Origin of the sequence: Staphylococcus schweitzeri (genome assembly GCF_002902405.1) — a bacterium.
GTDB lineage: Bacteria > Bacillota > Bacilli > Staphylococcales > Staphylococcaceae > Staphylococcus > Staphylococcus schweitzeri.
In genome coordinates, this window is record NZ_PPQS01000051.1 from 161,788 (window position 1) to 187,380 (window position 25,593).

A 25,593-nucleotide genomic window follows, 5' to 3' on the forward strand; every position below is an offset into this window, starting at 1 on the left:
GGTGGGGTTCACCATGACAGTTGCAGAAAAAAAAGAATGGTACCTAGAATATGAGATTGAAATTAACAGACCTGGTCTATTAGGCGATGTATCTAGTTTATTAGGTATGTTAGGTATAAGTATAGTTACAATTAATGGTGTAGATCAAGGTAAACGAGGCCTTTTAATTAAGACAGATAATCTTGAAAAAGTTGAACGTTTTGAACAAATAGCTCGTAGTATTGACGAAATCGAAATTACAAAATTAAAAAAGCCGGAACTTAGAGATCGGCTTGCTGTTAGACATGGTAGATATATTGAACAAGACGCTAAAGATAAGAAAACGTTTAGATTTGAGCGTGAAGATTTAGGATTACTCGTAGATTTTTTAGCGGAGCTATTTAAAGAAGAAGGCCATAAATTAATTGGAATTAGAGGTATGCCTAGAGTAGGTAAAACAGAATCGATAGTAGCTGGAAGTGTTTGTGCGCATAAAAGATGGTTATTTATAAGTTCTACTTTAATTAAACAAACGGTGCGTAGCTCACTTATTAAGGGAGAGTATGACGCGAACCATGTTTATATTATTGACGGCGCTGTTACTGCAAGAGAGTCAAACCCAAAACACCAAGAATTAGTTAACGAAGTTATGACATTGCCATCAATCAAAGTTGTTGAACATCCTGATTTATTTGTTGAAACAAGTACATGTACTATGGATGATTTTGACTATATTATTGAATTGAGAGAAAATGAAAATCAAGAAATACATTACGAAGAAATGAAAAAGCAAACAGTTCAAAGTAAAAATAATTTAGATTTTGGCGATCCATTTGGTGGTGGATTTGGTTTCTTCGAGTAATTGTTATTGTAAGGAGGCTATGAATTGAAAACAGTCGGTGAAGCACTTAAAGGTAGACGTGAGCGGTTAGGTATGACATTGACAGAATTAGAGCAGCGAACTGGTATAAAACGAGAAATGTTAGTACATATCGAAAATAATGACTTCGATCAACTACCTAATAAAAATTATAGTGAAGGTTTTATAAGGAAATATGCCAGTGTTGTTAATATTGAACCTAACCAATTAGTTCAAGCTCATCAAGATGAGATTCCATCAAACCAAGCCGAATGGGATGAAGTTATAACAGTTTTCAATAGCAATAAAGATTTAGATTATAAAAGTAAATCTAAAGAGCCATTACAATTATTAGTTATCATGGGTATTACAGTTTTAATAACTTTAATGTTATGGATTTTGTTAGTGTTAATTTTTTAAAATATATATTAGTGAGAAATGAGGATGTACAATGAATATTCCAAACCAGATAACGGTTTTTAGAGTTGTGTTAATACCAGTTTTTATCTTATTTGCATTAGTTGATTTTGGATTTGGTGATGTGTCATTTTTAGGTGGCTATGAAATTAGAATCGAATTATTAATTAGTGGTTTTATTTTTATTCTCGCGTCATTAAGTGATTTTGTTGATGGTTATTTAGCGAGAAAATGGAATTTAGTTACCAATATGGGTAAATTTTTAGATCCTTTAGCAGACAAATTACTTGTTGCAAGTGCTTTAATTGTACTTGTTCAACTTGGATTAACGAATTCTGTTGTTGCAATTATTATTATTGCTAGAGAATTTGCAGTAACTGGCTTACGTTTACTTCAAATTGAGCAAGGTTTTGTTAGTGCTGCTGGTCAGTTAGGTAAGATTAAAACTGCAGTTACAATGGTAGCTATCACTTGGTTACTGTTAGGTGATCCTTTTGTAACATGGATTGGTCTGCCATTAGGTCAAATTTTATTATACATTGGTGTTATATTTACTATCTTATCTGGTATTGAATACTTTTATAAAGGTAGAGATGTTTTTAAACAAAAATAAATATATAATAATCTAACTAGGTTTCATTTTAATATGAAATCTAGTTTTTTAAATCTCATTTTTAGAAAATCGCATCTTAGTTGTTTATAATGAGTATATTGTAAATCACCTATAGATAATAAAGAGATGAACTTTTTTAATGAAGATTTTACAATACTCAAATAATTAATTCATTCATAATCTTACTAGCTTTAAAATAGACAAAAAACTTTTATTATTTTATATTCGAGGGGGATAAAAATGTCGATTTCAATTATAGCAGTGGGTTCGGAGTTGCTTTTGGGGCAAATTGCGAATACAAATGGACAATATCTATCAAAAGTATTCAATGAAATAGGACAACACGTATTAGAACATATTGTAATTGGTGATAATGAAGAACGTTTAGAATCCACAGTTCGTCGAGCGATGGAAAAATATGACACTGTGATTTTAACAGGCGGATTAGGTCCTACTAAAGATGATTTAACAAAACATACTGTTGCTAAAGTCTTAGGTAAAGAATTAGTTATTGATGACCCGTCTTTAAAATATATTGAAAGCTATTTTAAAGACCAGGGGCAAGAAATGACAGCAAATAATAGACAACAGGCATTAGTGATTGAAGGATCGACTGTTTTAGCTAATCATCATGGTATGGCACCTGGAATGATGGTTAAGTATGAAAATAAGCACATCATATTGCTTCCGGGGCCACCAAAAGAAATGCAACCTATGGTTAAAAATGAATTATTGCCTCATTTTATTAATGATAGTAGCATTATACATTCAGAGTTACTGAGATTTGCTGGAATTGGTGAATCTAAAGTAGAGACACTGTTAATGGATCTGATTGATAATCAAACTAATCCTACGATTGCGCCTTTAGCAGGCAGTCATGAAGTATATATTAGATTAACTGCGAGTGCAGATTCTAAAGCACAAGCGTTAAAATTAATCGAACCAATTAAGAAAGAAATTTTAAATCGTATAGGAACTTATTATTATGGTTCAGATGATATCTTAATTGAAGAAGCGGTTATGAATGTAATTCAGCAACCTTTTGCGATTTATGATGGTATCACGAATGGTGCTTTATATTCTCGCTTAAAAGAAGCAGACTCAAATGGGGTATTAAAAGGTATGATAAACCATTCTGACTGCTTTATAGAAAGTGAGAAGCCTATACATCAACAATTAGATGACGCATCTCAATTTGTTACGAAACTTTTTAATGTTTCAACAGCGATTATTTTGCTTGAGTATGATAATACTGTATATTTAGCATACTTTGATAAACAGCAATTAATGGTTGATCATTTTAAAATGTCAAAATCTAGAAATTTATTGAAGAACAGAAGTCAAAATTATGCACTTATAAGATTATTAAATTGGCAACGAACACAAAAATAATTTTGTTTTTGTTATATTTATAAGTACGTTTGTTCGATTTTGCGATTTAAAAACAACAAATTACACGAACAAATATTCGCAAAACACTTGTAATTTAGTTTGAATACTTGTATAGTATTGTTAAGATAATTAAAAGATAGCAATTTCAATTAGGAGGTCTCGCTTTGGATAACGAACGTCAAAAAGCTTTAGATACAGTAATTAAAAATATGGAGAAATCTTTCGGTAAAGGTGCCGTGATGAAGTTAGGCGATAATATAGGTCGTCGAGTTTCTACAACATCAACTGGATCAGTTACACTTGATAACGCATTAGGCGTAGGTGGCTATCCAAAAGGGCGAATTATTGAAATATATGGACCTGAAAGTTCTGGTAAGACAACAGTAGCACTTCATGCTATTGCAGAAGTGCAAAGTAATGGAGGAGTTGCTGCATTTATCGATGCCGAACATGCATTAGATCCAGAATATGCACAAGCTTTAGGGGTAGATATTGATAATTTGTACTTATCTCAACCTGACCATGGTGAACAAGGGCTTGAAATCGCAGAAGCATTTGTTAGAAGTGGTGCGGTAGATATCGTAGTTGTAGACTCTGTTGCTGCTTTAACACCTAAAGCTGAAATTGAAGGTGAAATGGGAGATACTCATGTCGGTTTACAAGCACGTTTAATGTCACAAGCATTACGTAAACTATCTGGTGCTATCTCTAAATCAAACACGACTGCTATTTTTATTAACCAAATTCGTGAAAAAGTCGGCGTTATGTTTGGGAATCCAGAGACTACACCTGGTGGACGCGCACTAAAATTCTATAGCTCAGTTAGATTAGAAGTACGCCGTGCAGAACAACTTAAACAAGGTCAAGAAATAGTTGGTAATAGAACAAAGATTAAAGTTGTTAAAAATAAAGTAGCACCTCCATTTAGAGTGGCAGAAGTTGATATTATGTATGGCCAAGGTATTTCTAAAGAAGGTGAACTTATTGATTTAGGTGTTGAAAATGACATCGTTGATAAGTCTGGTGCTTGGTACTCATATAATGGTGAAAGAATGGGCCAAGGTAAAGAAAATGTTAAAATGTACTTGAAAGAAAATCCTCAAATTAAAGAAGAAATTGATCGCAAGTTACGAGAAAAACTTGGAATTTCTGATGGTGATGTTGAAGAGGTTGAAGACGCGCCAAAATCTTTATTTGATGAAGAATAGATTTAACCAATTTTATATGTAAAGCTGTATTAAATCATACCCTTATAGATTTGATTAAAAAAGTGTTATCTAAAAGTAGAATTCCAATACTATTTCTTAACACACAAAATCAAATCTATAAGGTTTTTTTGTAACTTTTTTAAGTCTCTAGCTCATTTATGATAGATAAATAGTTTAAAGATAATGCTAAACCGAAATTGTTAAAAACTTATTTTTAGATTCTTCATCAATATAATTAAGTTTGAAACTGTATGGCATTTATTAAAGATAAATTTAGCAATTAGTACATACGAAGATACTTGATTTGTTAAAATGATTCAAATTTTTAGAAAATAGTAGAAATAGCAATCAATATAGTGCAAAAGTGCAAATTGATAACTTGACACTTATCTCCTATAAACCGTACAATTAATTTGTATGATTTATATATAATTTCATAAAGTCATATTGAATTTCATATACAGAGCAAACCCTAGAAAAAGGAGGTGTTTGTGTGAATTTATTAAGCCTCCTACTCATTTTGCTGGGGATCATTCTAGGAGTTGTTGGAGGGTATGTTGTTGCCCGAAATTTGTTGCTTCAAAAGCAAACACAAGCTAGACAAACTGCCGAAGATATTGTAAATCAAGCACATAAAGAAGCTGACAATATCAAAAAAGAGAAATTACTTGAGGCAAAAGAAGAAAACCAAATCCTAAGAGAACAAACTGAAGCAGAACTTCGTGAAAGACGAAGTGAACTTCAAAGACAAGAAACCCGACTTCTTCAAAAAGAAGAAAACTTAGAGCGTAAATCTGATCTATTAGATAAAAAAGATGAGATTTTAGAGCAAAAAGAATCAAAAATTGAAGAAAAACAACAACAAGTAGATGCAAAAGAGAGTAGTGTTCAAACATTAATAATGAAGCATGAACAAGAATTAGAACGCATCTCCGGTCTCACTCAAGAAGAAGCAATTAATGAGCAACTTCAAAGAGTTGAGGAAGAACTGTCACAAGATATTGCAGTACTTGTTAAAGAAAAAGAAAAAGAAGCTAAAGAAAAAGTTGATAAAACAGCAAAAGAATTATTAGCTACAGCAGTACAAAGATTAGCAGCAGATCACACAAGTGAATCAACGGTATCAGTAGTTAACTTGCCAAATGATGAGATGAAAGGTCGAATCATTGGACGTGAGGGACGAAATATCCGTACGCTTGAAACTTTAACTGGCATAGACTTAATTATTGATGATACACCAGAAGCAGTTATTTTATCTGGTTTTGATCCAATACGAAGAGAAATTGCTAGAACAGCACTTGTTAACTTAGTATCTGATGGACGAATCCATCCAGGTAGAATCGAAGATATGGTTGAAAAAGCGAGAAAAGAAGTAGACGATATCATCAGAGAAGCAGGTGAACAAGCTACATTTGAGGTTAATGCGCATAATATGCATCCTGACTTAGTTAAAATTGTAGGTCGTTTAAACTATCGTACAAGTTACGGTCAAAATGTACTTAAACATTCAATCGAAGTTGCGCATCTTGCTAGTATGTTAGCTGCTGAACTAGGTGAAGATGAAACATTAGCGAAACGAGCTGGACTTTTACATGATGTTGGTAAAGCAATTGATCATGAAGTAGAAGGTAGTCATGTTGAAATTGGTGTAGAATTGGCTAAAAAATATGGTGAAAATGAAACAGTAATTAATGCAATTCACTCTCATCATGGTGATGTTGAGCCTACATCTATCATATCTATCCTTGTTGCTGCAGCAGATGCCTTATCTGCGGCACGTCCAGGCGCAAGAAAAGAAACATTAGAGAATTATATTCGTCGATTAGAACGTTTAGAAACGTTATCAGAAAGTTATGATGGTGTAGAAAAAGCATTTGCAATTCAGGCAGGTAGAGAAATCCGTGTGATTGTATCTCCTGAAGAAATTGATGATTTAAAATCTTATCGTTTGGCTAGAGATATTAAAAATCAAATTGAAGATGAATTACAATATCCTGGTCATATCAAGGTGACAGTTGTTCGAGAGACTAGAGCAATAGAGTATGCAAAATAATTTTTGTCTCCCTCACATATTTAAGTGAGGGGGCTTTTTTAATGCACTTTTATAGAGGATAAATCTTTATTTATTAACTGTATTTATATTATGTAAACCATAGGTGGTTATAAATCTATGCATTAATATAAAAAAGAAGTGAAGATGACATGCATCTTCACTCCTGTATTTTCAGTAAGGACTCTTTGATGGATTATTTTAATTGTAAATCCGTTTTCTTTAGTTCTTTAATTACTTCAGCAGTATCATAGCAGTTTGTTGCGATAGTTGAGTATCTTTCTGCTAAACGATATGCATTAATATATAGCTTTAAACTATCTTTTGCAATATCTTCTGCTTCTTCAGATTTAGATGGATTAGCCATAACGACTAATTCTGCAAATTTTTCTGGATCAATATTAATAGACATGTATTTATTTACAACTCCTATTTATTTTGATGACTTTATACTAACATATTGAGGTTTTTCAACAAAGTAAAGTCCCTTTATAAAAGTTAAAAAATAATTCAAAGAATTTAATATTTACTTTAAATATTAGAACGTATGAATTAAACTAGTACTTATGAGAGGATGAACTGAACATGAGAATAATGTTTATAGGGGATATCGTAGGTAAAATTGGAAGAGATGCAATTGAAACTTATATTCCTCAACTGAAACAAAAATATAGACCGACCGTAACAATTGTTAATGCTGAAAATGCAGCACATGGGAAAGGTTTGACTGAAAAAATTTACAAGCAATTACTAAGAAATGGCGTAGATTTCATGACGATGGGTAATCATACATATGGTCAAAGAGAAATTTATGATTTTATAGATGAAGCGAAGCGCTTAGTAAGACCAGCCAATTTTCCGGAAGAAGCTCCAGGAGTTGGTATGCGATTTATTCAAATTAATGATATAAAATTAGCTGTAATTAATTTGCAAGGGCGTGCATTTATGCCTGATATTGATGATCCATTTAAAAAAGCTAATCAATTGATTAAAGAAGCACAAGCAGTTACACCATATATATTTGTCGATTTTCATGCAGAAACAACTTCAGAAAAGTATGCAATGGGTTGGCATCTAGATGGAAGAGCGAGTGCTGTTGTCGGAACCCATACACATATCCAAACTGCAGATGAACGTATTTTGCCAAATGGAACTGGATATATAACAGATGTAGGAATGACAGGATTTTACGATGGTATTTTAGGAATTAATAAAACAGAAGTTATCGAACGTTTTATAACAAGTTTACCTCAAAGACACGTTGTTCCAAATGAGGGAAGAAGTGTTTTATCAGGTATAATTATTGATTTAGATAAAGAAGGTAAAACAAAACATATTGAACGTATACTAATTAATGAAGATCATCCATTAAAATAAATATATTTTATATTAAGTTTCAAAAATGATTTAAATCTATAAAAATGAGATATATCGTCCATTAGTATGAATTTAATATAGTACCACTGTTTACATAGTAAATCGGTGGTTCTTTTTGTTATCATTTAGTATGAAATATATCCATAGGAGGCATATAACTATGAAACCACAACTATCGTGGAAAGTTGGCGGACAACAAGGTGAAGGTATTGAATCGACAGGTGAAATCTTCGCTACGGCTATGAATAGAAAAGGATATTATTTATATGGATATAGACATTTTTCAAGTCGTATCAAAGGCGGACATACAAATAATAAAATTAGAGTTTCAACAACACCTGTTCATGCAATCAGTGATAATTTAGATATATTGATTGCTTTTGATCAAGAAACAATTGATGTTAATCATCATGAGATGAGAGAAGATAGCATTATTTTGGTTGATGCCAAGGCTAAGCCGGTTAAGCCTGAAGGCTGTCTTGCTCAACTTATTGAGTTACCTTTCACTGCTACTGCTAAAGAATTAGGTACGGCATTAATGAAAAATATGGTTGCAATTGGAGCAACAAGTGCATTGATGAACTTAAATACAGACACTTTTGAATCACTAATTAAAAACATGTTTTCTAAAAAAGGTGATAAAGTAGTTGAAGTAAACATACAAGCATTGAACGAAGGTTATCAGTTAATGCAATCATACCTACCAGAGATTACCGGTGATTTTGAATTGGATTCAACTGATGCAGAACCTCATTTATATATGATTGGAAATGATGCTATTGGGTTAGGTGCCATAGCTGCTGGTTCTCAATTTATGGCTGCATATCCTATCACACCAGCTTCTGAAATAATGGAATATATGATTGCGAATATGCCTAAAGTGAACGGAGCTGTTATTCAAACTGAAGATGAAATAGCTGCTGCAACTATGGCTATTGGGGCTAATTATGGTGGTGTTAGAGCATTTACAGCTAGTGCTGGTCCAGGTCTATCATTGATGATGGAGGCAATAGGATTGTCTGGAATGACTGAAACCCCGTTAGTTATTATTAATACCCAACGTGGGGGGCCTTCTACTGGTTTACCAACTAAACAAGAGCAGTCAGATTTAATGCAAATGATTTATGGAACACATGGAGATATTCCTAAAATTGTAGTCGCACCAACTGATGCTGAAGATGCATTTTACTTAACAATTGAGGCATTTAATTTAGCTGAAGAATATCAATGTCCAGTAATTGTTTTAAGTGACCTACAATTATCTTTAGGTAAACAAACAGTTGAAAAATTAGATTATAATCGTATAGAAATTAAACGCGGGTTATTGATTCAATCTAATATTGAGCGTGATGAAGATGATAAAGGTTATTTCAAGCGTTATGCATTAACTACAAATGGTGTTTCACCAAGACCAATCCCGGGAGTAAAAGGTGGAATTCATCATATTACTGGTGTCGAACACAATAATGAAGGGAAACCGAGTGAGTCGGCATTAAATAGAAAACAACAAATGGATAAACGAATGAAAAAAACAGAACATTTATTAATTGAATCACCAGTTGAGGCAGACATACAACATGATGATGCTGATATTCTATATATTGGCTTCATATCAACAAAAGGTGCAATCCATGAAGGTAGTAAACGTTTAAATCAATTAGGTATAAAAGTTAATACATTGCAAATAAGACAGTTACATCCATTCCCAACCAATGTAATCCAAGAAGCTGCTGACAAAGCTAAAAAAGTTGTTGTTGTGGAACATAATTATCAAGGTCAATTAGCAAGTATTATTAAAATGAATGTCAATATTCATGATAAATTGGAAAATTATACAAAATATGATGGTACACCTTTTTTACCACATGAAATTGAAGAAAAAGGAAAAGAAATTGCTACAGAAATAAAGGAGATGGTATAAATGGCAACATTTAAAGATTTTAGAAATAATGTTAAGCCGAACTGGTGTCCGGGATGTGGTGATTTCTCAGTACAAGCTGCTATTCAAAAAGCAGCGGCAAATATTGGTCTAGAGCCAGAAGAAGTAGCAATTATTACCGGTATTGGTTGCTCAGGACGTTTATCGGGATATATTAATTCGTATGGGGTACATTCTATTCATGGACGTGCATTACCTTTAGCACAAGGTGTGAAAATGGCAAATAAAGATTTAACCGTTATTGCTTCTGGTGGAGATGGAGATGGATATGCGATAGGAATGGGCCATACAATACATGCGTTAAGAAGAAATATGAATATGACTTATATTGTTATGGATAACCAAATTTATGGTTTGACAAAAGGTCAAACTTCCCCTTCATCAGCAATAGGTTTTGTTACAAAGACAACGCCTAAAGGGAATATTGAAAAAAATGTTGCACCACTAGAATTAGCGTTATCATCGGGAGCGACATTTGTAGCACAAGGATTTTCGAGTGATATTAAAGGATTAACAAAACTTATTGAAGATGCAATTAACCATGATGGTTTTTCATTTGTAAATGTCTTTTCACCATGTGTAACTTATAATAAAATTAACACATACGATTGGTTTAAAGAGCATTTAATAAGTGTTGATGACATTGAAAATTACGATTCTGAGGATAAACAACTGGCAATCAAAACAGTTATAGAACATGAATCACTAGTTACTGGAATTGTTTATCAAGATAAGGAAACACCATCATATGAATCGCAAATTAAAGAATTAGATGATATGCCATTAGCAAAAAGAGATATCCAGATAACTGAAGATACTTTCAATACATTAACAGAACAATTTATATAATAATTAAAACTGAGTCGTATAAATGAATTTATTATAGATCCATTTATGCTATTCAGTTTTTTACTATCAAAAAGTTTAAAGGAGTTTTTTTATGAATGATACATTAATGAGTATTCAAATTATTCCTAAGACACCAAACAATGACAATGTTATACCATATGTCGATGAAGCGATTAAAATTATTGATGAGTCAGGATTGCATTATAGAGTCGGACCATTAGAAACAACAGTGCAAGGAAACATGAATGAATGTTTGATTTTAATACAATCCTTAAATGAACGTATGGTAGAACTTGAATGTCCAAGTATTATTAGTCAAGTAAAGTTCTATCATGTACCTGAAGGAATTTCTATCGAAACTTTAACTGAAAAATATGATTGATTAATATGACTAGTTTTGATTTGATTTTTGTGAATGGACGAATATTTTTGACTGCTTTTGCACTTTATAGCTAAATTTAATATAATTATTTAATGATACGGGCAAATAGAGAGGATTTTGAAAAGTGAACGAAGAGCAAAGAAAAGCAAGTTCTTTAGATGTTTTAGCTGAAAGAGATAAGAAAGCTGAAAAAGATTATAGCAAATATTTTGAACATGTTTACCAACCACCGAGTTTAAAAGAAGCAAAAAAGCGTGGTAAACAAGAAGTTCGTTACAATAGAGATTTTCAAATTGATGAGAAATATCGTGGGATGGGGAACGACCGTACATTTTTAATTAAAACGTATGGTTGTCAAATGAACGCGCATGACACAGAAGTCATTGCAGGTATACTTGAAGCACTTGGATATCAAGCTACAAGTGATATAAATACAGCAGATGTGATATTAATTAATACATGTGCAATTAGAGAGAATGCAGAAAATAAAGTGTTTAGTGAGATTGGTAACTTAAAACATTTGAAAAAAGAACGTCCAGACATATTGATTGGCGTTTGTGGATGTATGTCACAAGAAGAATCAGTAGTTAATAAGATTTTAAAATCGTATCAAAATGTCGATATGATTTTTGGTACACACAACATTCATCATTTGCCAGAAATTTTAGAAGAAGCATATTTATCAAAGGCAATGGTTGTAGAAGTATGGTCAAAAGAGGGGGATGTTATTGAAAATCTTCCGAAAGTACGACAAGGTAATATTAAAGCATGGGTAAATATTATGTATGGTTGTGATAAGTTTTGTACATATTGCATTGTACCATTTACAAGAGGTAAAGAGCGTAGCCGTAGACCAGAAGATATTATTGATGAGGTTCGTGAACTTGCTCGTGAAGGATATAAAGAGATTACGTTGTTAGGTCAAAATGTTAATTCATATGGAAAAGATTTACAGGATATGCAATATGATTTAGGAGACCTTTTAGAGGCAATTTCTAAAATAGCTATTCCTAGAGTTCGTTTCACTACGAGTCACCCTTGGGATTTTACTGATCATATGATAGATGTTATTGCTGAAGGTGGAAATATTGTGCCTCATATTCATTTACCAGTTCAATCTGGGAATAATGCAGTGTTAAAAATTATGGGCAGAAAGTATACGCGTGAGAGCTATTTGGACTTAGTGAAACGAATTAAAGAAAGAATTCCTAATGTAGCTTTAACAACTGATATCATTGTAGGTTATCCAAATGAATCAGAAGAACAATTCGAGGAAACATTAACATTATATGATGAAGTTAAGTTTGAACATGCATATACGTATTTATATTCTCAGCGTGATGGTACACCAGCAGCAAAAATGAAAGATAATGTACCTTTAGATGTTAAAAAGGAACGATTACAACGCTTGAATAAAAAAGTTGGTCACTATTCACAAATAGCTATGAGTAGGTACGAAGGTCAAACAGTTACAGTATTGTGTGAAGGTAGTAGTAAAAAAGATGAACAAGTTCTTGCAGGTTATACCGATAAAAATAAACTTGTGAATTTTAAAGCACCTAAAGAAATGATTGGTAAATTAGTTGAAGTGCATATAGACGAGGCGAAACAATATTCATTAAATGGTAGCTTTATTAAAGAAGTGAGTGCAGAAATGGTGATTCAATAAATGTATACTAAAAATGATGTATTACAACAAGCGAATAGTATTTCAAATAAAATTAAAGATTTGGAAACTATCAAAACTTATCAACAAATAGAAGCGCAAATTCATCGTAATCAAAAGATACAGAAAAAAATGGATATATTAAAAAAGCAACAAAAGCAATCTGTAAACTTTCAAAATTATGGAAAGCAAAATGCGTTAGCTCAATCAGAACATACTATCCATAATATTGAAACAGAAATAAATACACTACCAATAGTTGAGCAATTTCAAACTTCTCAATTTGAAGCGAATCAATTACTTCAATTGTTTATATCTACAATGGAAGCGCGTTTAAATGATCATAATAAAGCCAAACATAGTGATTAATAACAAACAAAAAGGAGAACAATCATATGAAATCAAGAAAACTGGCTATAACTGCACTTTTAATTGCGATCAATGTTGCATTAAGCAGTATTATCATCATTCCATTAGGTCCAGTTAAAGCAGCACCAGTACAGCATTTTGTTAATGTATTAAGTGCCGTAATTGTGGGTCCTTGGTATGGATTAGCACAAGCCATTATATCATCAATTCTAAGAGTTCTTTTTGGCACAGGAACAGCATTTGCATTTCCCGGAAGTATGATTGGTGTTTTATTGGCAAGTATGTTTTATATTTATCGGAAGCATATATTTATGGCAGCAGTCGGTGAAGTGCTTGGAACTGGCGTTATTGGCAGTTTGGTGTGTATACCATTAGCATACATAATTGGACTTCAAGACTTCTTTATTAAACCATTAATGATTACATTTATAGTCTCAAGTGCAATTGGTTCAATAGTAAGTTATTTCTTATTAATAACTTTAAAAAAACGTGGAATACTTCAAAAGTTTTTAAAATAATTTTATACTTAATGATTTCGATTCGAATCTTTGTACATATTGATTTTGAACGCCCTTACCTTTATCAAACTTAAAACATGTTAGTACTTTGAATGAATTTTCAATACATGTTTTGCTTAAAATTAAAGGTTCGAGGCGTTTTCTTGTTATATGGTATGAATAGGTTTGTAAAAGTAAGTATGTTAAAATATACAGGTTAAATAATTAATATTTAGAAAGCATATAAATGAAAATTTTTATAGACAAATTTTAAAAAGAGACAAGGGTTGTGAAAAAATAATATGTCTAATGTTACACCAATGATGCAGCAATATTTAAAAATAAAATCAGAATACCAAGATTGTTTATTATTTTTCAGACTTGGAGACTTCTATGAAATGTTTTATGAGGATGCAAAAGAAGCATCACGAGTACTAGAAATAACATTAACTAAAAGAGATGCAAAAAAGGAAAATCCTATTCCAATGTGTGGCGTACCATATCATTCGGCAGACAGTTATATCGACACACTCGTTAATAATGGCTATAAAGTGGCAATTTGTGAGCAAATGGAAGATCCTAAGCAAACAAAGGGTATGGTTAGACGTGAGGTTGTAAGAATTGTGACACCGGGTACTGTTATGGAGCAAGGCGGGGTTGATGATAAACAGAATAACTATATTTTGAGTTTTGTCATAAAACAGCCTGAAATTGCACTTAGTTACTGCGATGTTTCTACCGGTGAACTAAAAGTGACGTACTTTAATGATGAGGCAACTTTATTAAATGAAATTACAACTATAAACCCCAATGAAGTCGTTGTTAATGAAAGTTTGTCAGAGCATTTAAAGAGGCAAATTAATATGGTGACAGAGACAATAACAATTAGAGATACTCTGTCATCAGAGATATACAGTGTGAATCAGTCTGAGCATCAATTGATGTATCAAGCAACACAATTATTGTTAGATTATATTCACCATACACAAAAGCGTGATTTATCACACATAGAAGATGTTGTTCAATATGCAGCAATAGATTATATGAAGATGGATTTTTATGCAAAAAGAAATCTTGAACTTACAGAAAGTATCAGATTAAAATCGAAAAAAGGTACGTTACTATGGTTGATGGATGAAACAAAAACGCCAATGGGCGCGCGCCGTTTAAAACAATGGATTGATAGACCGTTGATAAATAAACAACAAATAGAATCAAGATTAGATATCGTTGATGAGTTTAGTAAACATTTTATAGAGAGAGATACTCTAAGAAATTATCTTAATCAAGTTTATGATATTGAGCGCCTTGTAGGGCGTGTAAGTTATGGTAATGTCAATGCGAGAGATTTAATCCAACTTAAACATTCAATATCAGAAATACCGAATATTAAAGCGTTATTAAATTCTATGAATCAAGATACGTTAGAACAAGTAAATCAACTAGAACCACTAGATGACTTGCTTGAAGTTTTAGAACAAAGTTTAGTAGAAGACCCCCCGATTTCTGTTAAAGATGGTGGATTGTTTAAAGTTGGATTTAATAAGCAATTAGATGAATATCTTGAAGCGTCAAAAAATGGTAAAACTTGGTTAGCAGAGTTACAAGCTAAAGAAAGACAACGTACTGGTATCAAATCATTAAAAATAAGTTTTAATAAAGTATTTGGTTATTTTATAGAAATAACGCGCGCGAATTTACAAAATTTTGAACCAAGTAATTTTGGTTATATGAGGAAACAGACTTTATCAAACGCGGAACGCTTTATTACAGATGAGCTAAAAGAAAAAGAGGACATTATATTAGGCGCAGAAGACAAAGCGATTGAATTAGAATACCAGTTGTTTGTTCAATTACGTGAAGAAGTTAAAAAGTATACAGAACGCTTGCAACAACAAGCCAAAATCATTTCAGAGCTGGATTGTTTACAAAGTTTTGCAGAAATAGCACAAAAATATAATTATACAAGACCAACATTCAGTGATAATAAGACTTTAAATTTAATTGAATCAAGACATCCAGTTGTAGAAAGAGTAATGGATTATAATGACTATGTTCCAAACGATTGTCGTTTAGATAACGAGACATTTATTTATCTTATTACAGGTCCGAATATGTCTGGTAAATCAACGTATATGAGACAAGTCGCAATTATTAGTATCATGGCACAAATGGGCGCATATGTACCGTGTAAAGAAGCGGTTTTACCCCTGTTTGATCAAATTTTCACGAGAATTGGTGCAGCAGATGATTTAGTTTCAGGTAAGAGTACATTTATGGTGGAAATGTTAGAAGCTCAAAAAGCATTGACATATGCAACTGAAGATAGTTTGATTATTTTTGATGAAATTGGGCGAGGTACATCAACTTATGACGGTTTAGCATTAGCACAAGCAATGATTGAATTTGTTGCTGAAACATCTCATGCCAAAACATTATTCTCTACGCATTATCATGAATTAACTACTTTAGATCAAGCATTATCAAGCCTTAAAAATGTTCATGTTGCTGCGAATGAATATAAAGGCGAACTTATATTCTTGCATAAGGTTAAAGATGGAGCAGTTGATGATAGTTATGGAATTCAAGTTGCCAAATTAGCTGATTTACCTGAAAAAGTTATAAGTAGAGCTCAAGTTATTTTGAATGATTTTGAAGAAACTGCTGGAAAAAAACAAATAAATCCCGAAATAACTAAAAATGCAGATGACGTAATACAAGTTGAATCAAAAGCAAATACTAAAAATATATCACAAAAAGACTTTGAACAAGCTTCATTTGATTTGTTTGAAAACGTACAGCAAAGTGAAATTGAATTACAAATTAAAAATTTGAATTTATCAAACATGACGCCAATTGAAGCTTTGCTGAAATTAAGTGAATTACAAAATCAATTAAAATAGAGGTGTTGCAAAATGGGGAAAATTAAGGAACTCCAAACCTCATTAGCAAATAAAATAGCAGCAGGAGAAGTAGTAGAGAGACCTAGTTCAGTTGTTAAAGAACTTTTAGAAAATGCAATCGATGCAGGTGCCACAGAAATAAGTATTGAAGTGGAAGAATCAGGTGTTCAATCTATACGCGTTGTTGATAACGGAAGTGGCATTGAAGCTGAAGATTTAGGCTTAGTCTTTCATCGTCATGCGACAAGTAAGTTAGACCAAGATGACGATTTATTCCATATTAGAACTTTAGGATTTCGTGGAGAAGCATTAGCTAGTATTTCATCAGTTGCAAAAGTAACACTAAAAACATGTACTGATAATGCTAATGGAAATGAAATTTATGTTGAAAATGGTGAAATTTTAAATCATAAGCCTGCCAAAGCAAAAAAAGGCACAGATATACTCGTAGAGTCATTATTTTATAATACGCCTGCACGTTTAAAATATATCAAAAGCTTATATACGGAGTTAGGTAAAATTACTGATATTGTTAATAGAATGGCAATGAGTCATCCTGAAATTCGTATATCGCTTATTTCTGATGGAAAAACAATGTTGAGTACAAATGGGTCAGGGCGCACTAATGAAGTGATGGCAGAAATTTATGGCATGAAAGTAGCTCGAGATTTAGTACATATTTCTGGTGATACAAGTGATTATCATTTAGAAGGTTTTGTCGCTAAACCTGAACATTCAAGAAGTAATAAGCACTATATTTCAATTTTTATTAATGGGCGCTATATTAAAAATTTCATGTTAAATAAAGCGATTTTAGAAGGTTACCATACACTATTAACAATTGGTAGATTCCCGATTTGTTATATTAATATTGAAATGGACCCGATTTTAGTTGATGTCAATGTACATCCTACTAAGTTAGAAGTACGTCTTTCAAAAGAAGAACAACTTTACCAATTGATTGTTAATAAAATACAAGAAGCTTTTAAAGATCGTATTTTAATTCCGAAAAATAATCTAGATAATGCATCGAAAAAGAATAAAGTATTGCAATCATTTGAGCAACAAAAGATTGAATTTGAACAAAGACAAAAAGTAAATGAGGCTCAAGATAAGTCTAATCCGCTTGAAAAAGATAATAGTAAGCAAGTTAAACAGGAAAATCAATATCACGTTTCAAATTCAAGTGACGATTACAATCCATTTGTAACTAAAATAACTGAAAGTTTAATAGAAGAAGATGAAGTAACCGCTTATAATAATACACGTGAAAAAGATGAAGACTACTTCAAAAAACAACAAGAAATTTTACAGCAAATGGATCAAAATACTGGGTTAGACGAAGAAAGTTCTGATCAAAATTTTGATAACCATTCACCTGAGGACTATTATGATGCAAGCGACATTAAAGGAACGAAAAGCAAAGACCCCAAACGCCGTATACCTTATATGGAAATTGTTGGTCAAGTACATGGAACTTATATTATTGCTCAAAATGAATTTGGTATGTATATGATTGATCAACATGCGGCTCAAGAAAGAATTAAATATGAGTATTTTCGAGATAAAATTGGTGAAGTTACAAATGAAGTTCAGGACCTATTGATTCCATTGACGTTCCATTTTTCCAAAGATGAGCAGTTAATTATTGATCAATATAAAAATGAACTCCAACGTGTAGGTATTGTATTGGAACATTTTGGAGGTCATGATTATATTGTAAGCAGTTATCCTGTTTGGTTTCCTAAAGATGAAGTTGAAGAAATTATTAAAGATATGATTGAATTAATTTTAGAAGAGAAAAAAGTTGATATAAAAAAATTGCGCGAAGAAGTTGCAATTATGATGTCTTGTAAAAAATCGATTAAAGCAAATCATTATTTGCAAAAACATGAAATGTCAGATTTAATAGATCAATTGAGAGAAGCGGAAGATCCATTTACATGTCCGCATGGTCGTCCAATTATTATTAATTTTTCAAAATATGAATTAGAAAAATTATTTAAGCGTGTAATGTAGAGAGGATGAATCTAGTGAATAACAGCATACTACCTGCTATTAGAAATATTAAAGATTTAGAGAAATTAATTAAAACAGAACATAAAGTGTGTGTGCTGCTTGATATGCATATCGGACACATTAAAAGCATAATGGAATTGCTTAAACAAAATGAAATTGAGTGTTTTATTCACATTGATTTAATTAAAGGTTTAAGCCATGATGAATACGCAAGTGAATTTATTATTCAGCAATATAAGCCTAAAGGCATTGTCTCAACTAAATCGAAAGTTATCAAAAAGGCTAAGTCATTAAACACGTTAACTATTTTCAGAGTGTTTATAATCGATAGTCAAGCATTAAAACGAAGTATTGAGTTAATTAAAAAAGTTGAGCCTGATTTCGTAGAAGTACTTCCTGGTGTTGCTAGTAAGGCAATACATCATATTCAAAAGGAAACTAGTACTCAAGTTATTGCAGGTGGTTTAATTGATACGATTGATGAAGTTGAAGAAGCTGTAAATAATGGTGCGAAATATGTAACGACTAGTTATGAAAAACTTTGGTAAGACATAATCAATTGAATCAGTTTGTTGACTATATTATTCGCAAATTCGAATGGTTAAATTATGATTGTGATAGTTGTAATTGATATTAAACAAAGTGGCTCCATCAAACTGGACTGTGGAGTTCAATGACGGAAGTTAATTCACGCAAACATTGAGGAATTTTAAAATACATCTCTAATTCGTTTTATATCGAAAGCGTCTTAGAGATGTTTATTTATATACATTAAAATACGGTACACATAGTTACAAGTTGATTTGTCAATTTAAATGCAACAGTTCATCACATAAAAATTCATAAGGGAATTTTCAATCTAAACACTTGTAGTACGTTTTTTAATATCTTAGGACGTTACGAAATAGTACGACCAATATTAAACTTGTCTATAGTTTCTTTAAATCTCTGTCTTTTGCCTTTTTGACGGAGTCATGAAATAAGTTCCAAACTAAATATAATAGAGTTAATCCAACAATAGATGGTTTTAAAAGAGCTTTGGTTTTGAAATAAACGAGCCATGATTTATTAGGAAATCAGTGGCATTTTAATTACTGTTTAATGATATTGCTAATTTTTGGAGCAAAGCGAGTAGGGCTACCACAAAGTTTTCTTTTGGCTTCATAATTCTTTTGAGCTGTTTCAGCTTGATATGACTGATTTACATTATACCTACTAATTTCACGTGAGGTAGTAGATACAGATTGTTTTAATTTACGTGTAACATATATATTAAAGAATAATTTTCTTGACGTAAAACCTCTATACGTGCGCGTTCAGATAGTGTAAGACGCTTATAGCTCATAATGGCACCCCTTTTTATTTGATTTTGTGGTTACCTAACACCTTACAACAAAGTTCCTATTATAGGCATTTTTATGAAATTTTATAAATGTTTGCACTTAATATTACAATCCGTCACAATAACTGGTCGATGAAAAAATTCACAATGCACAAAATTAATTTAAGACATGTTATTTTTACACTTTTATAATTAAACTACTTTTATAAAGGCTTGAAAGATTAAATTTGACAAAATTTTTACGAAAATTATTGACAACGCTTTCATAACGATAGTATCATAGCAAATATAATACAAGTTAATACATAGAATAGAGACGGGAGATTTCTACGAGCCAAACTGCTAGTGTAGGAGTCTCTTTGTCTTTTGGGAGGACATTTAATATGAATGTATATTTAGCAGAATTCCTTGGAACTGCAATCTTAATTCTTTTTGGTGGTGGTGTTTGTGCCAATGTCAATTTAAAGCGAAGTGCAGCGAATGGTGCTGATTGGATCGTTATCACTGCTGGATGGGGATTAGCGGTTACAATGGGTGTATTTGCAGTCGGTCAATTCTCTGGTGCACATTTAAATCCAGCTGTAACATTAGCACTTGCATTAGATGGAAGTTTCGACTGGGCTTTAGTTCCTGGTTATATTGTTGCTCAAATGTTAGGTGCAATTGTCGGTGCAACGATTGTATGGTTGATGTACTTGCCACATTGGAAAGCAACTGAAGAAGTAGACGCAAAATTAGGTGTGTTCTCAACAGCACCAGCAATTAAGAACTATTTTGCAAACTTTTTGAGCGAGATTATTGGTACAATGGCGTTAACTTTAGGTATTTTATTTATCGGTGTAAACAAAATTGCTGACGGCTTAAATCCTCTAATCGTCGGTGCATTAATTGTAGCGATTGGTCTAAGTTTAGGTGGAGCAACAGGATATGCGATTAATCCTGCTCGTGATTTAGGCCCAAGAATTGCACATGCCATTTTACCTATTGCAGGCAAAGGTGGATCAAACTGGTCTTACGCAATCGTTCCAATTTTAGGGCCAATTGCGGGTGGTTTATTAGGTGCAGTCATTTATGCTGTATTTTATAAACACACATTTAATATTGGTTGTGCAATTGCAATCGTTGTAGTCATTATTACTTTGATTTTAGGTTACATCTTAAATAAATCATCTAAAAAAGGTGATATTGAATCGATTTACTAAAATAAAAAGAAATGTAAATAGCATAATTTAACATGTTTGATTCATGAATTATGCTATTTTTTCGCCAAAAATTAACAGATTTTGTACAATGGGTTAGCGATTATTTTAAATTATAAAGGAGACACTACTAATGGAAAAATACATTTTATCGATAGACCAAGGAACAACAAGTTCAAGAGCAATTTTATTCAATCAAAAAGGGGAAATTTCAGGGGTAGCACAACGTGAATTTAAACAATATTTTCCACAATCAGGTTGGGTTGAACATGATGCGAATGAAATTTGGACATCTGTTTTAGCAGTAATGACTGAAGTTATTAATGAAAACGATGTTAGAGCTGACCAAATTGCAGGTATTGGTATTACAAACCAACGTGAAACTACAGTAGTTTGGGATAAACATACTGGACGTCCAATTTATCATGCAATTGTATGGCAATCTCGTCAAACACAATCGATTTGTTCAGAATTGAAACAACAAGGTTATGAGCAAACGTTTAGAGATAAAACAGGATTGCTGTTAGATCCATATTTTGCAGGAACTAAAGTTAAATGGATTTTAGATAATGTAGATGGCGCTCGTGAAAAAGCAGAAAACGGAGATTTATTGTTTGGAACGATTGATACTTGGTTAGTTTGGAAATTATCAGGTAAAGCTGCACATATTACAGATTATTCAAATGCAAGCCGTACATTAATGTTTAATATTCATGATTTAAAATGGGACGACGAATTATTAGAATTATTAACAGTTCCTAAAAATATGTTGCCAGAAGTTAAACCTTCAAGTGAAATTTATGGTAAAACTATTGATTATCATTTCTATGGTCAAGAAGTACCAATTGCAGGGGTAGCTGGAGACCAACAAGCAGCATTGTTCGGACAAGCATGCTTTGAGCGTGGAGATGTGAAAAACACATATGGCACTGGTGGATTTATGTTGATGAATACTGGTGAAAAAGCAGTTAAGTCTGACAGTGGATTATTAACAACAATTGCATATGGTATTGATGGTAAAGTAAACTATGCCCTGGAAGGATCGATTTTTGTATCTGGTTCAGCAATTCAATGGTTACGTGATGGTTTAAGAATGATTAATTCTGCACCTCAATCAGAAAGTTATGCGACAAGAGTAGACTCTACTGAAGGTGTCTATGTTGTGCCAGCCTTTGTAGGCTTAGGTACGCCATATTGGGATTCAGAAGCAAGAGGTGCTATTTTTGGATTAACACGTGGTACTGAAAAAGAACATTTCATTCGAGCTACTTTAGAATCATTATGTTATCAAACACGTGACGTTATGGAAGCAATGTCTAAAGACTCAGGTATAGATGTTCAAAGTTTGCGAGTTGATGGTGGTGCAGTTAAAAATAACTTTATAATGCAATTCCAAGCTGATATTGTAAATACGTCAGTTGAAAGACCTGAAATTCAAGAAACAACAGCTTTAGGTGCAGCTTATCTTGCGGGACTAGCTGTAGGATTCTGGGACAGTAAAGATGATATTGCTAAGAATTGGAAGTTAGAAGAAAAATTCGATCCAAAAATGTATGAAGATGAAAGAGAAAAATTATACAGAGGTTGGAAAAAAGCTGTAGAAGCAACACAAGTTTTTAAAACAGAGTAATTTTATAGATTAGACTTTTGGTTAAACATTGTGATACAATAAATTTAAGTTAATATTTGAATCGAGAAACGAGAGATTTGTTCGTACATGTACAATTAAAAGATTGTTTGTGTGGGACAAATCTCTCGTTTTTACATTTTTTAGGAGGCGTTTTGGAATGGCATTGTCTACTTTTAAGAGAGAACATATTAAAAAGAATTTGAGAAATGAAGAATATGATTTAGTAATTATCGGTGGCGGTATTACAGGGGCAGGTATTGCATTGGACGCAAGTGAACGTGGTATGAAAGTTGCACTAGTTGAAATGCAAGACTTTGCACAAGGTACTAGTTCTAGATCTACGAAATTAGTTCATGGTGGTTTACGTTATTTAAAACAATTTCAAATTGGTGTAGTAGCTGAAACAGGTAAAGAACGTGCCATTGTTTATGAAAATGGTCCACATGTTACAACGCCTGAGTGGATGCTTTTACCAATGCATAAAGGTGGCACATTTGGTAAGTTTTCAACTTCAATCGGCTTAGGTATGTATGATCGCTTAGCTGGAGTTAAAAAATCCGAACGTAAAAAAATGTTATCTAAAAAAGAGACTTTAGCAAAAGAACCATTAGTTAAAAAAGATGGACTAAAAGGTGGCGGTTATTATGTTGAATACCGTACAGATGACGCACGATTAACAATTGAAGTTATGAAACGTGCAGCTGAAAAAGGTGCTGAAATTATAAACTATACTAAATCTGAACATTTTACTTATGATCAAAATCAACAAGTAAATGGTGTTAAAGTTATAGATAAGTTAACTAATGAAAATTACACAATTAAAGCTAAAAAAGTCGTTAATGCAGCCGGACCTTGGGTTGATGATGTCAGAAGTGGCGACTATGCTCGAAATAATAAAAAATTACGTTTAACTAAAGGTGTACACGTTGTTATTGATCAATCAAAATTCCCATTAGGGCAAGCAGTGTACTTTGATACTGAAAAAGATGGACGTATGATTTTCGCAATTCCACGTGAAGGTAAAGCGTATGTGGGTACGACAGATACGATTTATGACAATATCAAATCTTCACCGTTAACAACACAAGAAGACAGAGATTATTTAATTGATGCGATTAACTATATGTTCCCTAGCGTAAATGTTACGGATGAAGACATTGAATCAACATGGGCTGGAATTCGTCCGTTAATTTATGAAGAAGGTAAAGATCCTTCTGAAATTTCTCGTAAAGATGAAATTTGGGAAGGTAAATCAGGTTTATTAACAATTGCAGGTGGTAAATTAACAGGCTATCGTCACATGGCTCAAGACATTGTTGATTTAGTGTCTAAACGCTTGAAAAAAGACTACGATTTAACATTTAGTCCATGTAATACAAAAGGTCTGGCAATTTCTGGTGGCGATGTTGGTGGCAGCAAGAACTTTGATGCATTTGTAGAGCAAAAAGTAGATGCTGCTAAAGGATTCGGCATCGATGCAGATGTTGCAAGACGTTTAGCATCTAAATATGGTTCAAATGTTGATGAATTATTCAACATTGCGCAAACTTCTCAATACCATGATAGCAAGCTACCGTTAGAAATTTATGTAGAACTTGTTTATAGTATTCAACAAGAAATGGTATACAAACCTAACGATTTCCTAGTTCGTCGTTCTGGTAAAATGTATTTCAATATTAAAGATGTATTAGATTATAAAGATGCTGTCATCGATATTATGGCAGATATGCTTGATTACTCTCCAGCTCAAATTGAAGCTTATACAGAAGAAGTTGAACAAGCAATTAAAGAAGCACAACATGGAAATAATCAACCTGCTGTAAAAGAATAATTTGATTTTAACATTATAAACTGGTGTCCTTTTTCTCGGGCATCAGTTTTTTGCGTTGATTCCAAACGACAATTGAAAGTATCTAATTCTATATGTATGATAATAATAAAAAGTGATTTTAAAAAATTGTTATTAAAGGTGTGATACGATGGCTGAGAAACAATTTAAACTAACAGTTCAAGATAATACGAATATCGAAGTAAAAGTAAATTTCACAGATGTTGAATCTAAAGGGATAGTACATATTTTTCATGGTATGGCTGAGCATATGGAACGATATGATAAATTAGCCTCTGCAATTTCAGCGTATGGATTTGATGTCATTCGTCATAACCATCGTGGTCATGGCATAAATATAGATGAGTCTACGAGAGGTCATTATGATGATATGAAACAGGTTATCAGTGATGCCATTGAAGTGGCGCAAACTGTGAGAGGAAATGTTGATAAGCCATATATTATAATTGGGCACTCAATGGGGTCTATTATTGCAAGATTTTTTGTAGAAACATATCCTAAATATGTCGATGGTCTCGTTTTAAGTGGAACAGGAATGTACCCATTGTGGAAAGGTTTACCAACTGTTAAAACTTTAAAAATAATTACAAAAATTTATGGTGCTGAGAAACGTGTTGAATGGGTTAATAAATTAGTGTCGAGTACTTTCAATAAAAAAATCCGACCATTGAGAACTAAAAGTGATTGGATTTCAAGTAACCCAGTAGAAGTAGATAAGTTTGTTAAAGATCCCTATAGTGGATTTAATGTGTCGAATCAATTATTATACGAAACTGCATATTATATGTTGCATACTTCGCAATTAAAGCATATGAAAGTATTAAAAAAGTCAATGCCAATATTATTTGTCTCAGGTTATAATGATCCATTAGGAGATTATGGAAAAGGTATCTTAAAATTAGCGAATATTTATAGAAAAGCGGGACTAAAAAATGTTAAAGTTAATCTTTATCATAATAAACGACATGAAATTTTATTTGAAAAAGATTATGAAAATATATGGGAAGATTTATTTAAATGGTTGAATCAATTTAAGAATAAATAAAGAAAGTGG

General features: G+C 32.3%; 21 protein-coding genes and 1 pseudogene. 20 read left to right on the plus strand and 2 right to left on the minus strand.

Going from position 1 to position 25,593, the window contains the following annotated elements; translation table 11 throughout:
• Positions 1 to 13 precede the first annotated feature (13 nt).
• The 6 genes from CD116_RS13210 (at position 14) to rny (ending at position 6,521) form a co-directional block, all read left to right on the plus strand.
• The gene (locus CD116_RS13210; protein WP_031786956.1) at positions 14 to 841 is read left to right on the plus strand and encodes a DUF3388 domain-containing protein; all 828 of its coding nucleotides are present in this window, start codon (positions 14 to 16) and stop codon (positions 839 to 841) included.
• A gap of 24 nt (positions 842 to 865) precedes the next feature.
• Positions 866 to 1,258 carry a helix-turn-helix domain-containing protein gene (locus tag CD116_RS13215; protein ID WP_047425202.1) on the plus strand — a complete coding sequence of 131 codons (393 nt, stop codon included), beginning with the start codon at positions 866 to 868 and terminating at the stop codon, positions 1,256 to 1,258.
• Between the two features lie 31 nt (positions 1,259 to 1,289).
• Entirely contained in the window at positions 1,290 to 1,868 is a 579-nt protein-coding gene (pgsA, locus tag CD116_RS13220) for a CDP-diacylglycerol--glycerol-3-phosphate 3-phosphatidyltransferase (RefSeq protein WP_047425205.1), read from the plus strand.
• A 240-nt stretch (positions 1,869 to 2,108) separates the two neighbouring features.
• Entirely contained in the window at positions 2,109 to 3,260 is a 1,152-nt protein-coding gene (locus tag CD116_RS13225; RefSeq protein ID WP_047549493.1) for a CinA family nicotinamide mononucleotide deamidase-related protein, read from the plus strand.
• A 164-nt stretch (positions 3,261 to 3,424) separates the two neighbouring features.
• Entirely contained in the window at positions 3,425 to 4,468 is a 1,044-nt protein-coding gene (gene recA / locus CD116_RS13230) for a recombinase RecA (protein ID WP_047528892.1), read from the plus strand.
• A gap of 493 nt (positions 4,469 to 4,961) precedes the next feature.
• On the plus strand, positions 4,962 to 6,521 hold the full coding sequence (rny, locus tag CD116_RS13235) for a ribonuclease Y (protein WP_047425215.1): 1,560 nt from the start codon (positions 4,962 to 4,964) through the stop codon (positions 6,519 to 6,521).
• Positions 6,522 to 6,714: 193 nt separating this feature from the next.
• Here rny and CD116_RS13240 read toward each other — a convergent pair whose 3' ends face one another.
• Positions 6,715 to 6,930: a hypothetical protein gene (locus CD116_RS13240; protein ID WP_000026306.1), complete on the minus strand. Its 216-nt coding sequence runs from the start codon at positions 6,928 to 6,930 to the stop codon at positions 6,715 to 6,717.
• Positions 6,931 to 7,103: 173 nt separating this feature from the next.
• Between CD116_RS13240 and CD116_RS13245 the strand changes: the two genes are divergently transcribed.
• The 10 genes from CD116_RS13245 to CD116_RS13290 all read left to right on the plus strand — a co-directional run bounded on the left by CD116_RS13245 (position 7,104) and on the right by CD116_RS13290 (position 19,067).
• Complete coding sequence (locus tag CD116_RS13245; RefSeq protein ID WP_047549490.1) at positions 7,104 to 7,895, plus strand: TIGR00282 family metallophosphoesterase; 792 nt, start codon at positions 7,104 to 7,106, stop codon at positions 7,893 to 7,895.
• 160 nt (positions 7,896 to 8,055) lie between these two features.
• Complete coding sequence (locus tag CD116_RS13250) at positions 8,056 to 9,816, plus strand: 2-oxoacid:acceptor oxidoreductase subunit alpha (RefSeq protein WP_047549487.1); 1,761 nt, start codon at positions 8,056 to 8,058, stop codon at positions 9,814 to 9,816.
• Positions 9,817 to 10,683 carry a 2-oxoacid:ferredoxin oxidoreductase subunit beta gene (locus CD116_RS13255; protein WP_047549484.1) on the plus strand — a complete coding sequence of 289 codons (867 nt, stop codon included), beginning with the start codon at positions 9,817 to 9,819 and terminating at the stop codon, positions 10,681 to 10,683.
• Between the two features lie 91 nt (positions 10,684 to 10,774).
• Positions 10,775 to 11,065 carry a thiamine-binding protein gene (locus CD116_RS13260; protein ID WP_047425229.1) on the plus strand — a complete coding sequence of 97 codons (291 nt, stop codon included), beginning with the start codon at positions 10,775 to 10,777 and terminating at the stop codon, positions 11,063 to 11,065.
• A gap of 124 nt (positions 11,066 to 11,189) precedes the next feature.
• Positions 11,190 to 12,734 (plus strand): tRNA (N6-isopentenyl adenosine(37)-C2)-methylthiotransferase MiaB, encoded by a 1,545-nt coding sequence (gene miaB / locus CD116_RS13265; protein ID WP_047447384.1) that lies wholly within the window; start codon positions 11,190 to 11,192, stop codon positions 12,732 to 12,734.
• Positions 12,735 to 13,100 carry a YlbF/YmcA family competence regulator gene (locus tag CD116_RS13270; RefSeq protein ID WP_047549482.1) on the plus strand — a complete coding sequence of 122 codons (366 nt, stop codon included), beginning with the start codon at positions 12,735 to 12,737 and terminating at the stop codon, positions 13,098 to 13,100.
• 26 nt (positions 13,101 to 13,126) lie between these two features.
• Positions 13,127 to 13,618: an energy coupling factor transporter S component ThiW gene (gene thiW, locus CD116_RS13275; RefSeq protein ID WP_047425236.1), complete on the plus strand. Its 492-nt coding sequence runs from the start codon at positions 13,127 to 13,129 to the stop codon at positions 13,616 to 13,618.
• Positions 13,619 to 13,899: 281 nt separating this feature from the next.
• Positions 13,900 to 16,500: a DNA mismatch repair protein MutS gene (gene mutS, locus CD116_RS13280; protein ID WP_047528878.1), complete on the plus strand. Its 2,601-nt coding sequence runs from the start codon at positions 13,900 to 13,902 to the stop codon at positions 16,498 to 16,500.
• Between the two features lie 12 nt (positions 16,501 to 16,512).
• Positions 16,513 to 18,519, plus strand: coding sequence for a DNA mismatch repair endonuclease MutL (gene mutL, locus CD116_RS13285; protein WP_047549479.1), 2,007 nt, complete (start codon positions 16,513 to 16,515; stop codon positions 18,517 to 18,519).
• Positions 18,520 to 18,524: 5 nt separating this feature from the next.
• A complete protein-coding gene (locus CD116_RS13290) occupies positions 18,525 to 19,067 on the plus strand; it encodes a glycerol-3-phosphate responsive antiterminator (protein WP_047425241.1) in 543 nt (180 codons plus the stop codon).
• Between the two features lie 352 nt (positions 19,068 to 19,419).
• Here the strand turns inward: CD116_RS13290 and CD116_RS13295 are convergent.
• Positions 19,420 to 19,864 (minus strand): annotated as a pseudogene (locus CD116_RS13295) (transposase); the annotation flags it as partial.
• A 380-nt stretch (positions 19,865 to 20,244) separates the two neighbouring features.
• On the opposite strand from CD116_RS13295, the gene CD116_RS13300 reads away from it, so the two are divergent.
• The 4 genes from CD116_RS13300 (at position 20,245) to CD116_RS13315 (ending at position 25,584) form a co-directional block, all read left to right on the plus strand.
• The gene (locus tag CD116_RS13300) at positions 20,245 to 21,063 is read left to right on the plus strand and encodes an MIP/aquaporin family protein (protein ID WP_047425244.1); all 819 of its coding nucleotides are present in this window, start codon (positions 20,245 to 20,247) and stop codon (positions 21,061 to 21,063) included.
• Positions 21,064 to 21,193: 130 nt separating this feature from the next.
• Positions 21,194 to 22,690 (plus strand): glycerol kinase GlpK, encoded by a 1,497-nt coding sequence (glpK, locus tag CD116_RS13305; protein ID WP_047549475.1) that lies wholly within the window; start codon positions 21,194 to 21,196, stop codon positions 22,688 to 22,690.
• A gap of 157 nt (positions 22,691 to 22,847) precedes the next feature.
• Positions 22,848 to 24,521 carry a glycerol-3-phosphate dehydrogenase/oxidase gene (locus CD116_RS13310; protein WP_047549472.1) on the plus strand — a complete coding sequence of 558 codons (1,674 nt, stop codon included), beginning with the start codon at positions 22,848 to 22,850 and terminating at the stop codon, positions 24,519 to 24,521.
• A 148-nt stretch (positions 24,522 to 24,669) separates the two neighbouring features.
• The gene (locus tag CD116_RS13315) at positions 24,670 to 25,584 is read left to right on the plus strand and encodes an alpha/beta fold hydrolase (RefSeq protein ID WP_047528871.1); all 915 of its coding nucleotides are present in this window, start codon (positions 24,670 to 24,672) and stop codon (positions 25,582 to 25,584) included.
• Positions 25,585 to 25,593: the final 9 nt, after the last annotated feature.